Annotated in this window: 13 protein-coding genes; all 13 read left to right on the top strand. The window is 68.6% G+C overall.

The genetic code is table 11. The annotated features are described in order from the left end of the window. Positions 1-3 precede the first annotated feature (3 nt). Complete coding sequence (locus tag OHA11_RS00205; RefSeq protein ID WP_266490725.1) at positions 4-1,125, top strand: glycerate kinase; 1,122 nt, start codon at positions 4-6, stop codon at positions 1,123-1,125. Next, positions 1,115-2,212, top strand: a complete 1,098-nt coding sequence (locus OHA11_RS00200) for an Ldh family oxidoreductase (RefSeq protein ID WP_266490724.1) — start codon at positions 1,115-1,117, stop codon at positions 2,210-2,212. Before OHA11_RS00205 ends, OHA11_RS00200 begins: the two co-directional genes overlap by 11 nt. Next, a complete protein-coding gene (locus OHA11_RS00195; protein WP_266490723.1) occupies positions 2,212-3,069 on the top strand; it encodes an isocitrate lyase/phosphoenolpyruvate mutase family protein in 858 nt (285 codons plus the stop codon). Before OHA11_RS00200 ends, OHA11_RS00195 begins: the two co-directional genes overlap by 1 nt. Beyond that, positions 3,045-4,187 carry a phosphonopyruvate decarboxylase gene (gene aepY, locus OHA11_RS00190; protein WP_266490721.1) on the top strand — a complete coding sequence of 381 codons (1,143 nt, stop codon included), beginning with the start codon at positions 3,045-3,047 and terminating at the stop codon, positions 4,185-4,187. Before OHA11_RS00195 ends, aepY begins: the two co-directional genes overlap by 25 nt. Next, complete coding sequence (locus tag OHA11_RS00185; RefSeq protein WP_266490719.1) at positions 4,184-5,323, top strand: phosphonoacetaldehyde reductase; 1,140 nt, start codon at positions 4,184-4,186, stop codon at positions 5,321-5,323. Before aepY ends, OHA11_RS00185 begins: the two co-directional genes overlap by 4 nt. Before the next feature lie 30 nt (positions 5,324-5,353). Then, positions 5,354-6,448: an alanine--glyoxylate aminotransferase family protein gene (locus OHA11_RS00180; RefSeq protein ID WP_266490717.1), complete on the top strand. Its 1,095-nt coding sequence runs from the start codon at positions 5,354-5,356 to the stop codon at positions 6,446-6,448. Further along, entirely contained in the window at positions 6,438-7,103 is a 666-nt protein-coding gene (locus OHA11_RS00175; protein ID WP_266490715.1) for a CDP-alcohol phosphatidyltransferase family protein, read from the top strand. The genes OHA11_RS00180 and OHA11_RS00175 overlap by 11 nt, the downstream gene beginning before the upstream one ends. Further along, the gene (locus tag OHA11_RS00170; RefSeq protein WP_266490713.1) at positions 7,100-8,284 is read left to right on the top strand and encodes a pyridoxal phosphate-dependent aminotransferase; all 1,185 of its coding nucleotides are present in this window, start codon (positions 7,100-7,102) and stop codon (positions 8,282-8,284) included. Before OHA11_RS00175 ends, OHA11_RS00170 begins: the two co-directional genes overlap by 4 nt. Further along, positions 8,281-9,009 (top strand): phosphocholine cytidylyltransferase family protein, encoded by a 729-nt coding sequence (locus OHA11_RS00165; protein ID WP_266490710.1) that lies wholly within the window; start codon positions 8,281-8,283, stop codon positions 9,007-9,009. Before OHA11_RS00170 ends, OHA11_RS00165 begins: the two co-directional genes overlap by 4 nt. Positions 9,010-9,085: 76 nt before the next feature. Further along, the gene (locus OHA11_RS00160; protein ID WP_266490707.1) at positions 9,086-10,276 is read left to right on the top strand and encodes an MFS transporter; all 1,191 of its coding nucleotides are present in this window, start codon (positions 9,086-9,088) and stop codon (positions 10,274-10,276) included. A gap of 158 nt (positions 10,277-10,434) precedes the next feature. Next, positions 10,435-10,857 (top strand): M23 family metallopeptidase, encoded by a 423-nt coding sequence (locus OHA11_RS00155; protein ID WP_266490705.1) that lies wholly within the window; start codon positions 10,435-10,437, stop codon positions 10,855-10,857. Next, positions 10,854-11,690: a GNAT family N-acetyltransferase gene (locus OHA11_RS00150; RefSeq protein WP_266490702.1), complete on the top strand. Its 837-nt coding sequence runs from the start codon at positions 10,854-10,856 to the stop codon at positions 11,688-11,690. Before OHA11_RS00155 ends, OHA11_RS00150 begins: the two co-directional genes overlap by 4 nt. Then, entirely contained in the window at positions 11,690-13,225 is a 1,536-nt protein-coding gene (gene murF, locus OHA11_RS00145) for a UDP-N-acetylmuramoyl-tripeptide--D-alanyl-D-alanine ligase (RefSeq protein WP_266490698.1), read from the top strand. Before OHA11_RS00150 ends, murF begins: the two co-directional genes overlap by 1 nt. Positions 13,226-13,263 lie beyond the last annotated feature (38 nt).

Here is a 13,263-nt window from a genome sequence, read left to right as displayed (position 1 = left end):
CGTATGCGAGTTCTGGTCGCGCCCAACGCGTTCCGCGGTGGGCCGGGTGCACGGTGGGTGGGTGAAGGGCTGGCGAGCGGCCTGGTGCGGACCGGATTGGTGGACAGCGTGGTGACGATCCCGCTGTCGGACGGCGGTGACGGCGCACTGGACATCGCTGCCGAACTGCTGGGCGGTACTCGCGTCCGGACGACGGCCGAGGATCCCCTCGGCGCGCCGGTGTCGGCGGACTACCTCCTGACGGACGACGGAACCGCGTTCGTCGAGACAGCTCGAGCGAGCGGACTGCGGCTGGTCGCCGGCCGTCCCCGGCAACCCCTCGTGGCGAACACCAAGGGGACCGGACAGCTGATCGCGCATGCAGTCGGGCAGGGAGCGACTCGCGTGGTCGTCACGGCGGGCGGAACCGCCTCGGTCGACTTCGGTGCAGGTGCCCTTGCCGCACTGGGAGTTCGCTTTCTCGACTCCGCCGGCCGGTTGCTCACGCCTACGCCGCGTGACCTCGTGCATGTGCGACGCGTCGACACCGGTCCCGCCGTGGAACTGCTTCGCGACGTGTGCGTCGAAGTGCTGAGCGACGTGTCCACTCCGCTGCGGCACAACATCGAGCGGTTCGGTGCCCAGAAGGGGATCACCCCGCCGGACGCGGTGGTCCTGCACGACATGCTGGACGCGCTGCTGGCCGCGCTCGGCCGACAGGATGACACGTTGCTGGCCGAGCCGTTCCTCGGTGCAGGCGGCGGCCTGGCCGCCGGTCTGCGCGCCGCGTTCGACGCGCCGGTCAGCCACGGAGGCGAGTTCTTCGCCTCGCTCGCCGGGCTCGCCGGTCAGATCGAGCGCGCGGACTTGGTGCTCACGGCCGAGGGACGGTTCGACCGCGGGTCGTGGGACGGCAAGGTCCCGGGACTGGTCGCCACCATGGCCAGGCAGCAGGGCAAGCCTGTCGTGATCATCGTCGGCGAGCTGGCGGTGCCCGCCGGCGACCTGCCCTCGGGTGTCCACTGCGTGGAGCTGGGGCTCGAACCGCCGACACCGGCCAACGCGGAGACCGCCGAGCGCCGGCACGCGTTCGAGCGCGCGGCGCTGTCGGCCCTCGCCCATGGAGCGATGCCTCATGCGAGTTGACCACCGATCACTGCACGACTTCACGTGCCGGTGCCTGCTGGCCGTCGGCGTGCTCAAGGAGGACGCGGCGCTGGTCGCCGACGTTTTGACGGCAGCGGACCTGCGCGGTGTCGACAGTCACGGCGTGGCCAGACTGTGCAGGTACGTCGACGGAGTGCGGGACGGCAAGATCCTGCCCGATGCCAGGACCACCGTCCTGGCCGAGACGGCGGCGACCGTGGCCCTCGACGCCGGCAATGGCCTGGGCCAGCCGGCCTCGTGCGAGGCGGTCGACATGGCCATCGCGAAAAGCGTCGAGACGGGCATCGGCATGGCGACCGTACGCCGGTCGAACCACTTCGGCATCGCCGGCTACTACGCCCTGCGCGCCGCCCGGCAGGGCCTGTTCGCCATCGTCGGTACCAACGCGTCACCGCAGGTGGCGCCGACCAACGGTGCCACGCCCATGTTCGGGACGAATCCGCTCGCGGTCGCCTTCCCGACCGACGCCGACCAGCCCTTCGTGTTCGACGCCGCGACCAGCGTCGTCCCGCGAGGGAAGCTGGAACGCCTGCATCGAGAAGGGCGGGACATGCGATCCGGGTGGGCGGTCGACCCGAGCGGCGAGTCGACCACGGACATCCCGAGGGTCGTGGAGGGCCTGAAAGCCCGCGAGGGTTACGCCCTTCTTCCGCTGGGGGGCTCGGGGGAGTCGCACGGTGGGCACAAGGGATACGGCCTCGCGACCGTGGTGGAGCTGTTCTGCGGACCACTTGCGGGTGCTCGCTGGGGACGCCACGTGTACGGAGCCGAAGGAGCCGGCCTCGGTCACTTCTTCCTCTGCGGTCAAGTGGCCGCACTGACCACGCTCGCGGACTTCCAGGCCGAGGCCAACAGGATGTTCGACGAACTGCGGGCCTCGCCCAAGGCGCGCGGGCACGACCGCATCCTGGTCGCCGGCGAGCGCGAGCACGAAATCGAGCGGCACCGGCTGGCGGCTGGCATTCCGCTGAGGCCCGCTGTCGTGACGGATCTGGTGCGCGTAGCGGAGGAGTGTGGTGTGGCACCGCTTGGCACGCCTGTCGAGGACACCGGAGTGGGGGATTGATGAACAGTACTACGAAGCTTCGCGAACTGATCGCGAGCCGGCAGATCGCCAGGTTGGCGGGAGCTCATGATCCGCTGAGCGCGAGCCTGGTGGAGATCAGCGGCTTCGACGGGGTGTGGGCCTCCAGCTTCACGATCTCGGCGGCCAACGGCCTGCCCGACATGAGCCTGCTGTCGATGGCAGACTTCCTGGAGGCGGCCGGGCGGATGGCGGCGGTCTGCTCGGTACCGATTCTCGCCGACTGTGACACCGGTTTCGGTGGCGCCCCCAACGTCGCGTATCTGGTCCAGCGCTACGAAGCGGCCGGCGTCGCGGGGGTCTGCATCGAGGACAAGGTCTTCCCCAAGACCAACAGCTTCGTCGATCGACGGCAGGAACTCCTCGCCGTCGACGAGTTCGCCCGGAAGATCGAAGCGGGCAAGAACGCGCAACGCGACCCGGACTTCGTGCTCGTCGCACGCACGGAGGCACTGATCGCCGGACACGACGTGCAGGAGGCGCTGCACCGCGCCCATGCCTATGTCGATGCCGGTGCCGACGTGATCTTGGTGCACTCGAAGAAGGACTCCCCCCGCGAGGTGATCGAGTTCCTCGATGCCTGGCAGGCGAGAGCACCGGTGGTCGTGGTGCCCACCACCTACCACGACTGGCACTTCACGGACGCGGAGAGCTCCGGAGTGTCCTTGGTCATCTACGCCAACCACGCCCTGCGGGCCGCGGTCAGGTCGATGTACCGGGTGCTGACCAGCATCGAGTCGTCCGGCACGTCCACCGCGGTCGAGGACCTGATCTCCCCGGTCTCCGAGGTGTTCGAGCTGACCCACCTCGACAAATGGCTGCACCTGGAGAAACGGTGATCGGCGCGGAGAAGTTCGCCGCAGCGCTGCTGGCACAGGACTACCGGTTCTTCTCCGGTGTTCCCTGTTCCCGTCTGGCGGGCCTGGTCTCGGTCCTGTCCGGCCACGAAGGCCGTTACGTCCCGGCGGCCAACGAGGGTGCCGCCCTGGCTGTCGCCGCCGGCGCACGGATGGCCGGCACCCGCTCAGCCGTCCTGATCCAGAACTCGGGTCTCGGAAACCTGGTGAACCCGCTGACCTCCCTGGCGCTTGCCTACGAGATCCCGGTGCTCATCGTGGTGAGTCTCCGCGGCTGGCCGGTGGGGACCGACGAACCGCAGCACAGCGTCATGGGACGCACGACCGAGTCCACGGCCGGTCTCTACGGCGTGCCGAGCATGCTTCTCGAGCCGTCGCCCGCCTCGCTGGAGGAAGCGTTGGCGTGCGCGCGGGAGGCCGAGGCGACCGGCAAGCCGTACTTCCTGTTGGTGCCGAAGGGGACGGTCGAAACGGCCGAGCCGGTCCCGATCTCCGTCGGTCCGGACAGGACGCTGAGCCGTGCCGAGGCGGTCCGGATGGTGTCGGCGCGGGTTGCGGACGCCGCGATCTACGGCACGACCGGCTACACCTCGCGCGCGCTGTTCGCCGCCGCCGATCGGCCGGGCAACTTCTACATGCAAGGTTCGATGGGACACGCGCTGGCCCTGGGGCTCGGGACAGCACTGCGCCGGCCCGATCGACGCGTCGTCGTCCTCGACGGCGACGGAGCGGCGCTGATGCATCTGGGCACCATGTCGACCGTGGGCCATCTCGCTCCGGCGAACTTGCTGCATGTGGTGCTGGACAACGGGACCTACGGTTCCACCGGAAGCCAGCCGACCACCTCCGCCGCGGTCGACTGGCCGGAGCTGGCGCGCGCCACCGGCTATCGCGCTGCCTGGTCGTGCGCCGACGGCTCCGAGCTGCCAACCGCGCTGGACAAGGCCCTGACGGAACCGGGTCCGTGCCTGGTCGCCGTGCGCATCCGGGCGGCGGAGACCGATGTGCCGCCGCGGGCAAGTGCGCACCTGCCGCTCGCCGGGATCCGGGCCAGGTTCGAGCAAGAGCTGGCCGCCGCGCGCGGGGGGCGGCTGGAGTGAGTGAACTGGACGAGCAGCGCCGGGTTGAGGTGATGGCGGGCGCCGGAATCGCCGCGAAGTTGCCGGAGGTGCTCCGAAGGATGAGAGCCCAGCGGGTTCTCGTGGTCGCGACGCGGAACACGGTGCTCCGGACCGGCGCGGCAGGGTGGCTGGTGGGGCACGACCACGACTACTTCCACGACATCGTGCCGAATCCCCAGGCCGCGGACGTCGTCCGAGGCGCGGGTGCCGTGGCGCGGTACCGGCCGGATGTCGTGCTCGGCATCGGTGGCGGTTCCACTTTGGACACGGCGAAGGCTGTCCGGTTGCTGCCGCCGGTCAGCGCGGAAGCCGAGCGAGTCCTCCGCGGCGTGGCTCCCGTGCGGGCAACGAGACCACCGAGGCTCGTGGTGATCCCCACCACGGCCGGTCCGGGCAGCGAGGTCACGACGTTCGCCACGATCTACCTCGGCAGGCGAAAGCAATCACTGGACCATCCGGCCGTGCGGGCGGATGTGGCGCTGATCGACCCCGTGCTCACGCGGACGTGCCCGCCGACGCTGACCGCGCACTGCGCGCTCGATGCCACCGCGCACGCCATCGAGTCGTGGTGGTCGCCACGCGCCGGCTCGTCGTCGCGGGCGCTCGCGCGAGGGGCACTGTCGCACTTGATTCCCATCCTGCGAACGGGCTTTCGTGACACCACTGCGCGACAGCGGGAGCTGCTCAGCAACGCCGCGGTCATGGCCGGTCACGCGATCGATCTGACCCGCACGACAGCGGCACACGCCTTCGCATACCCCACGACCGCGCAGTTCGGGGTGGCGCACGGACTCGCGTGCGCATTGCATCTGGTCTGGCTGCTGCCTTTCACGCTCGGTGAACTCGACCGCGAGCCGTCAGATTCCCGCATGGCCAAGGAGGAGACCGACCAGATGCTGACGCTTCTCGGTGCCCGGACAGCTGCCGATTCCGGAGCCGCCCTCGCGCGGCTGCTGTCCCTGGCCGGCTGCCCGACCCGGCTCGGCGAGGTCGGGGTTCGCGCCTCGGACCTGGAGCCGATGTTCGATGAAGCGCTGAGCAACAACCGCGCGCAGAACCATCCGATCGCGCTCCGCAAGGACCCGGTTCTCGGGTTGCTGCGGTCCAGGTTGTGAGCGATCGAGGGGAGACATCAGGTGCACACCGTGAACCTCCGGATTTCCGGACCGACACCCTTGCCGCCGAAGGTCCGCACGGCCCTGTCCAGCGACATGATCAGCCACAGATCGGCGGGGTTCCGGGACCTCGTCGCGGAAGTTCTCGGTGCTCTGGCCCCCGTTTTCGGGGGTCCGGCGACCATTCTGCCCTTCACCTGCTCGGGTACCGGTGGACTCGAGGCGGCCGTCGTCAACACGGTGAGTCCGGGGCAGCGAGTCGTCGTGGTGTCGACCGGGTACTTCGGACGCCGCATGGCCGAGATCGCCCGGATGGCCGGCCTGGCTGTCGAGCTGGTCGAGGTGCCATGGGGCCAGGCGGTCGATCCCCGGGATCTGGAGATCGTGCTCCGGCGGTTCCGTGCCGTGGCTGCGGTCCTGATCACGCACAACGAGACGTCCACCGGTGTGCTGAACCCGATGCCCGAGTTGGGTCGCGTGGTACGTGAGTGCAGTGACGCACTGCTGATCGTCGACGTCGTCAGCAGCCTCGGGGCGACACCGGTGCTCATGCGGGACTGGGGGATCGATGTCGCGGTCGGCGTGAGCCAGAAGGCCCTGATGGCGCCGCCTGGACTGGCGCTGATCGGCGTGAGCACGCGAGCCCTCGACGCGGCTGCGGCGAACCCGGCTCGGCGGTACTACTTCGACTTCAGCGCGATGGCGCGGGCCGTCGAAGAGAACACGACCAGCTATACACCCGCCATCCCGGTCTTCCACGCGCTCCAGGCGTCGTTGCGGATGATCTCGGACGAAGGCTGGGACCGGGTTCTCGCCCGGCACCAACAGCTTGCCGGGCAGTGCCGCAGCGGGCTCGTCGGCCTGGGGCTGCCGCTCGCGGCCGATGAGTCGCACGCCTCTCCGTCCGTGACGTCCTTCTTCGTGCCGGCCGAGGTGCGGGCGAGCGACCTCCGGGAGCGGATGGCGACGGAACACCGGGTGCACATTGCGTCCGGGCGAGGGACATGGAAGGACAGTGCGCTGCGCATCGGCCACATGGGATACGTCGGCGACAGTGACGTCACGCATGTGCTGGCCGCGCTCGGCGCCGTGCTCGGCGAGGGGGGACTGCGGCGTGGGCAGTGAAGTCGAAGATGCGAAGGCCGCCGTGGACGGCGTCTACTGCCAAGTCGTGCAACGGCGCCTGTCCGGCCTCGTCTCACCGGTGCTCGCGCGCCGGTTCGGGCCGAACACGGTCACCACGTTCGACCTCCTCGCGGGCATTGCGGCCGCTGCCTGCATTCTGACCGGCCAGCTGCTGGCCGGTGGGTTGCTGGTGCAGGTCTTCGGCGTGCTGTCCTGCTGCGACGGAGAGGTCGCCCGGATCCGGGGAGAGCCGTCGGCGATCGGCGACTTCTACGACACGATGACCGACCGGATCGTCGAAACGGTCTTGATCATCGCCTTTGCCGTCAGGCTGTCCTCGTCGGTCGGCACGGGGGCACTCCGGGCCGGCCTCCTGGCCCTGGCCGGTGCCCTGCTGCTCGCGGTGAGCTCCGAAAAGTTCCACTCCGCGTTCGGCAGGCGATATCCGAAGAAGCATGCGGAGAAGCCCTTCATCTGGATCAGCGCCGGCAGCGACGCCCGGCTGCTGGTGCTGACGATCGCCCTTGTCCTGTGGGCGGGTTGGGGCCCGGCTCCCGCGTTGGCGGTTCTCTGGGTCGAGACGGGCGCGATCGGCCTGAATCTGCTGGTCCGCGGTTACCGGGTCACGTCGATGGCGAGAGGAGACCAGTTGTGAACGGTGCGTTGAGTGCACTTGCGCCACATTCGTCGAAGCGGATCTCGGAGTACGCTCAGCGTCATCCGGGAACGATCGACCTGACCGTCGGCCTTCCCTCGTTCGGCCCGCCGCGGTCCTTCGGCGAGCGATTGGCCGTGCTGTCGGGCAGTCCCGGCGAAAGTGCTCGGCCCGAGGACCGCTACGCGCACTCCCGGGGCGCGATCGAGCTTCGTGCGGCGATTGCCCAGGTATACCGGTCGGAACAGGGGATCGACCTCGATCCGGACACGCAGCTGCTGGTCACCAACGGGGCGGCGGGCGCGCTCTGGATCGCGGTCCTGACGGTGACCGAGCCCGGTGACGAGGTTCTCCTCGCCGATCCGGCCTACATGATCTACCCACCGATGATCGAGCTGCTTGGCCGGCGTGTCGTCCGCGTCCCGACCAGCGCGGCCGACGGTTTCGCCTTGCACGTGCCGGACCTGCGAAAACACCTCACGGAACGCTCACGGGTCGTCTTGGTGAACTCGCCCGGCAACCCGACCGGACGCGTGACCGGCGGGGGCGAGCTGGCGGATCTCTGCACCTTCGCGTCCGAACACGGGTTGTACGTGATCCATGACGAGGTGCTCGACCGGTTCGCCTACGGAATCGAGCATCGCTCGGTCGCCGCACTGGACCACCACGGCCACGGCATCGCGGTCAACAGCCTCTCCAAGCGATTCGGCGTGTCGGGATGGCGGATCGGATGGATGGTCGGCAGCCCGGCGGTCATCGCCGAGGCGGCCAAGGCACACACGTTCTTCATGCTCGCGGTGAGTCATGCGGTCCAGCTGGCGGCCGCGGCAGCGTTGCGCGACCCGGAAGCGGACGGTGAACTGTCCGTTCACGCCGCGGAGATACAGCGCCACGGCGAGCGGTTCCTGGCCGATGTCGCCCAGCTCCCCGGCCTGGGTGGGACGGCGTTTCCCGACGGTGGGTTCTACGCCTTCGTCGACGTAGGTGAGTTCGCTCGGCTACGCGGTATTCACGTGGAGGATTCGATCGGCTCCGCGGTGGCCGAGTACCTGCTGCACGAGTGTGGTGTGGCGGTAGTGCCCGGCTCGGCGTTCGGCCGGGCGGGCGAACGGTTTGTCCGCATGTCGTTCGCGGGTGGCCCGGGGCAACTCGACCGCGCACTGGAGAGGCTGGCAGAGTGAGAGTGATAATTCCGGCGGCCGGGACCGGTTCGCGGCTGCGGCCATACACCGAGGAGGCGCCGAAGGCTCTGGTGCCGGTCGCAGGTACACCGTTGATCTGGCACACCATGCGGCGGCTGGCCAAGGTGAAGGTCTCGGAGGTGGTGGTCGTCTGCGGCTACCGGTCCGAGATGCTCCGGTCATCACTGCATGCCTGCCCCGAGGCGCCGCCGTTGCGGTTAGTGGAGAACCCGGACTTCGCCACTACCAACAGCATCGTGTCCCTCGCGCTGACCAGGCCGTTCTGGGATGAGCCGTTCTGCGTGATCGACGGGGACGTGCTGGTCGGTCGCGACCTTCTGCAGCGGATGGTCGACTCCCCGCGAGATGTCCTGGCGGTCGACACGAGCAAGGCCTACGCGGACATCGACATGAAGGTCCGGATCCAGGACGGCAGGGCCGTCGACTTCGGAAAGGACCTCGAACCGTCGCCGCGCCAGGGCGAGTTCTTCGGCGTAAGCCGGTGGAGCGGAGCCAATGCGGCCCGGTTCTCGTCGGCCATCGACGAGATGCTCGCGGCGGGCCGGGTCGGTGACTGGTACGAGTTCGCAATGCGGAAGCTGGCGATCACCCATGGGCTGGACGTGCTGCACGCGACCTCCGATGAATGGGCCGAAGTCGACTCCGCCCAAGACGTCCCCGTGGCGGCCGCCCTCGTCGAACGCGACGAGGTGAACTTCCCTTGACCGGCCAGCGCTTGATCAAGCGGGGGGTGCACTTCATCTCATGCGTGGAACATGGCTGCACGGGAAAGCTGCGCCGTTGACCTCGTTCGGAAAGTCCAACTACCTGCTTCTGGGGCAGCTTTTCACCTCCATCGGCACCGGAGCGATCCTGGCCACAGCAGCCATTTTCCTCGTTCGTTCCGTGCATCTTCCGGAAGCCGATGTCGGTATCGGCATGGCCGCGGTCGGGGCGATCAGCTTCGCCGCGTTGTTCGTGATCGGCCCAGCAGTGGACCATTTCGGCCCGCGCAAGGTAATTGTCGTTTCGACTGTCCTGGCGGCCACGGCAACGACGTGTTTCGTCTGGATCGGCTCTCTTTTCACGTTCATCCTTTTCGAGAGCGTTTCGAACTCCGCGCTGCTCGGCATGTCGGTCGGGCAGCGTGCGCTGGTCGGGCGCGTCATGGGATCAGAAGACCGGGTCCGGTACCAGGCTTACGGCCGCTCTCTTTCGAATGTCGGGTACGCGTTCGGTACCTTGGCCGTCGTGCCGTTGCTGCAGGCCGACACCCGCGCGGCCTACACGGCCATCTTCCTGTGTACGGCGCTCGCCATCGCCGCGGCCATCCCGTGCACTGTCAAAGGCCCCTGTCCGGAAACGGCTCCCGAACGGAAGTCGCCCCGAACGGCGATCGCCGATGTGCGCTATGTGGTGATGGCCGTTCTGTGCGGCCTTCTCACCGCGCGCGCCAGGATACTCACCGTGGCGGTCCCGCTGTGGATCGTCGCGCACACGCACGCGCCGGTGGGCCTCACCGGGTTTCTCTTGTTCCTGAACACCGCCGTGGTGGTCCTGCTCCAGGTGCGCTTGTCCCGAAGCGCTGCCGATCTGGCCGGCGCATCGAAGGTGACGCTGTTCGGCGGAGCTGCCTTTGCCGGCGCATTCACCCTCATCGCCTTCGCCAGTACGACCGCGACCGGTGTCGCGATCGCGATGCTGGTGACCGGCATCGTGCTGTTCACGCTGGGCGAGATGTGGACCGCGGCGGCGGCGTGGACCTACAGCTACGAGCTGGCGGACCCGGCGATGCACGGCCGGTACCAGTCGGTCTTCGCCCTGGGCCGGACCGTCGGCAACATCGCCGGATCGGTTCTGGCCAGCGTCGTCGCCACCCTTGGCATCGCCGGCTGGGGCGTAGCGGCAGCCGTCCTTGTGTCCTGTTGTGCGCTTACGGCAGCGGCGGCCCCGGCACACCGGGCCATGGGCCTCCGCAGCCGAGTCGACTGATGAAGAACCGAAGAAGGGGTGTGACATACGTGCCGGACTTGGTGTTCCCTGTCGCGGGAATGAGCTGGACAGACTTCCGGGAGCGGCCGGAACTTCGGGGGGCGGATGCCGGTGAGCCGGGCCGAGGCGGCTGGCACCACCGGAGGAGCGAAAGCCACGTGCACAAGGGCATCGATCTCAAGGCCCCGATCGGCACCCCGTTGCTGGCCGTGGAAGGGGGAACCGCGGAGTTCATCCTGGCCGTGGAAGGCCGAAGCGGGGGGCATCGTGTGCGGTTGACCGGGGCGAGCGGCGCCCTTTACCACTACCTGCACCTGGGTACCGACCCCGCGTGCCCGGCAGACGCGTTCCCGGCAGAATTCATCGGCAAGAGCGAACGGTCGGTTGCCGTCGCCGCGGGAACGGTCATCGGTTACCTCGGCCACACCGGCGGCGCTGTCGCCGACGGCAGGTCGATTCCGGCAAGGGCAGCACACCTGCATTTTCAGTACCACCCGGACGGCGACCACGTAAATGCCAATCCGGCACGCCTGTTCGATCTCATCGAAACCGGCCTCGAAGTCGATGGATACGTTCCATGAGGCTGGCCTTCTCGGAAACCACCCCTGATTACGAGAACCATCTCGCGCCGTACCAGGTACTGGGCTTTCCGGATGACGGCGAGACGGCCGCCACCGCGTTCGGCTACGGCATGTTGCCGAGCAACCGCGAGCTGACCAGGTTCTACCTGGCCCGCAGTGTGCGCGTCGACCTCGGCAGGTACACGGAAAGCAGACGCGAACGCTACATCAGGAGACAGTGCGACACGCTCCGCCGCGTATTTCTCCCGCGTGCGCAGCTCGCCGGGCCGGATGACTGGGCGGACATGTGTGTCCGCTACATGAACGAAAGTTCGTGGTGGCTCGCGCGGCGAGGTCGTCCGTTTCGCACCGCAGACCTGATGGCCCGGCTGGACTCGCCCATGACGACACATCTGCTGACGCTGACGGATACCTCCGACAATTCGCCGGCAGCGCTGGGCGCCCTGTACGTCGAACCTCCCATCGCCTACTACGCTCTGGCGTTCTACGACGTGCGGTACCGGAAGACGGGTGTCGGCTCGCACCTGATGAGCAGTGTGATCGGCGAGCTACAGCGCCGCGGCCTTTCCCACGTGTATTTGGGCACGTGCTACTACGAAGGCGCCCGGTACAAGACGAGGTTCACCGGCATGGAGTTCTTCGACGGTCTCGGTTGGTCGGACGACCGAAAAAAACTTCAGCTCTTTCTGAGCCGGCAGAACGATCTGAGCGGTCAGCACCTGTTCGACCATCCGTCCTACCACGAGGCCGGCCCGCCGCCACGGCCCGAGGACACCACCCTGTGCCTGACCGACGTTCCGCAGGCACGGCACAGCGACTCCGTGGAGGAATAATGATCCCGCTCGATCTCAACGCCGTTGCGGGCGTGGTGGGTGGCCGCCTCCACCGGGCGGACGGCTCGCAGCATGTTCGCGGCACCGTCGAGTTCGACAGCAGGAAGGTGGGGCCGGGATCGCTCTTCGTGGCACTGCCGGGACAACGCTCCGACGGCCTCCAGTTCGCCGAGCAGGCGGTCGCGCGGGGAGCCGTCGCGGTGCTCACGGCGCGCGAGGTGGCAGCACCGGCTGTCGTCGTGCCGTCCCTGGGCAGCTGCGTGTCCACCGATGTGCTCGCGCTGGCGGGCGACAACGACGGATCCGGCGCGGCGGTGCTGGCCGCACTGGCGAAGCTCGCAAGCCACGTGCTGCGTCAAGTGCCCGACTGCGCTGTTGTCGGGGTGACCGGGTCGGTCGGGAAGACCTCGACCAAGAACCTGATCGGGCACCTGCTGGCTCGGCTCGGTCCGACCGTCACGTCACCGCGGTCGTTCAACAACGAGTTGGGACAACCGTGGACGGTCCTCCGGATCGAGGAAGACACCCAGCACCTCGTCCTCGAACTGGGCACCAGGGGCATCGGTCACTTGGTGACGCTCTGCGCGACGGCGCCGCCCCGTGTCGGCGTCGTGCTGAACGTCGGTGACGCCCATCTCGGCAGGTTCGGCTCCCAGGACGCCATCGCCGCCGCCAAGGGCGAGCTCGTCGAGGCACTGCCGGACGCATCCGCCGGCGGGGTCGCCGTTCTCAACGCCGACGACCCGCGCGTCGCCGCCATGGCGCATCGGACCTCGGCCCGAGTCGTGCTGACCGGACGCACCGCCGACGCACACGTTCGCGCCACCGGCATCGAGCTCGACAGCCAAGCGAGACCGCGGTTCACCATGCGGCTCGACCTGCCCGGCATCAGTGGTTCCGCGCGAGTCGCCCTGCCGACGCACGGTGAGCACCAGATCGACAACGCGCTGGCCGCCGCGGCAGTCGCGCTGGAGTTCGGTGCCACGCACGACGAGGTCATCGCGGGTCTGCAGAACGACTGCTCGACGCCCCCGCACCGGATGGCGGTCCATCGGACGCCGGAGGGGGTCACCGTGATCGACGACGCGCGCAACGTGAGCTCGGGATCGGTGCGGGCTGCCCTGCGCACCCTGGCCGCGATGGCCATGACCGGCGATGCACGAAAGTGGGCGCTGCTCGGGACGGTACACGAACCCGGCTTCTCCGGAGACGCCAGGCATGACAGCTGGGGACGGCTCGCCGCGCAGTCCGCCGACCGGATCGTGGTGATCGGCGAGGACGCCCGGCAGATCCATGAAGCCGCGGCGAGAAGCGCAAGCAAGGACACCCGTACCCAACTGGTGCCGGACGTCGAAGCCGCGACGGCGCTCCTGCGTAACGAATTGCGCGCCGGCGACGTCGTGCTTCTCAAGGGTTCCCGGAAAGCCGCACTCTGGCGGATAGCCGACGCGCTCCTTCCCGCCGAGACCCCCAGCACGGGATGGGACAGCGACTTCGATGTCGTGGCGCCTGGCGGCAGTCCGGGTCCCCGGTGACGGGGCCGGCGAGGACCGCCGGACGGTCGCAGCGCCGC

Origin of the sequence: Streptomyces sp. NBC_00878 (assembly GCF_026341515.1) — a bacterium.
In the GTDB taxonomy this organism is placed as follows: domain Bacteria; phylum Actinomycetota; class Actinomycetes; order Streptomycetales; family Streptomycetaceae; genus Streptomyces.
The sequence above is the reverse complement of the archived record's forward strand: the minus strand, read 5'-3'. Positions and strand labels throughout refer to the sequence as shown.

Excerpts from the sequence above, each read along its gene's own strand:
- aepY (WP_266490721.1), top strand. The coding sequence starts at position 3,045 with ATGGCTGCACCTGGAGAAACGGTGATCGGCGCGGAGAAGTTCGCCGCA.
- OHA11_RS00195 (WP_266490723.1), top strand. The coding sequence starts at position 2,212 with ATGAACAGTACTACGAAGCTTCGCGAACTGATCGCGAGCCGGCAGATC.
- OHA11_RS00205 (WP_266490725.1), top strand. The coding sequence starts at position 4 with ATGCGAGTTCTGGTCGCGCCCAACGCGTTCCGCGGTGGGCCGGGTGCA.
- OHA11_RS00150 (WP_266490702.1), top strand. The coding sequence starts at position 10,854 with ATGAGGCTGGCCTTCTCGGAAACCACCCCTGATTACGAGAACCATCTC.
- OHA11_RS00200 (WP_266490724.1), top strand. The coding sequence starts at position 1,115 with ATGCGAGTTGACCACCGATCACTGCACGACTTCACGTGCCGGTGCCTG.
- murF (WP_266490698.1), top strand. The coding sequence starts at position 11,690 with ATGATCCCGCTCGATCTCAACGCCGTTGCGGGCGTGGTGGGTGGCCGC.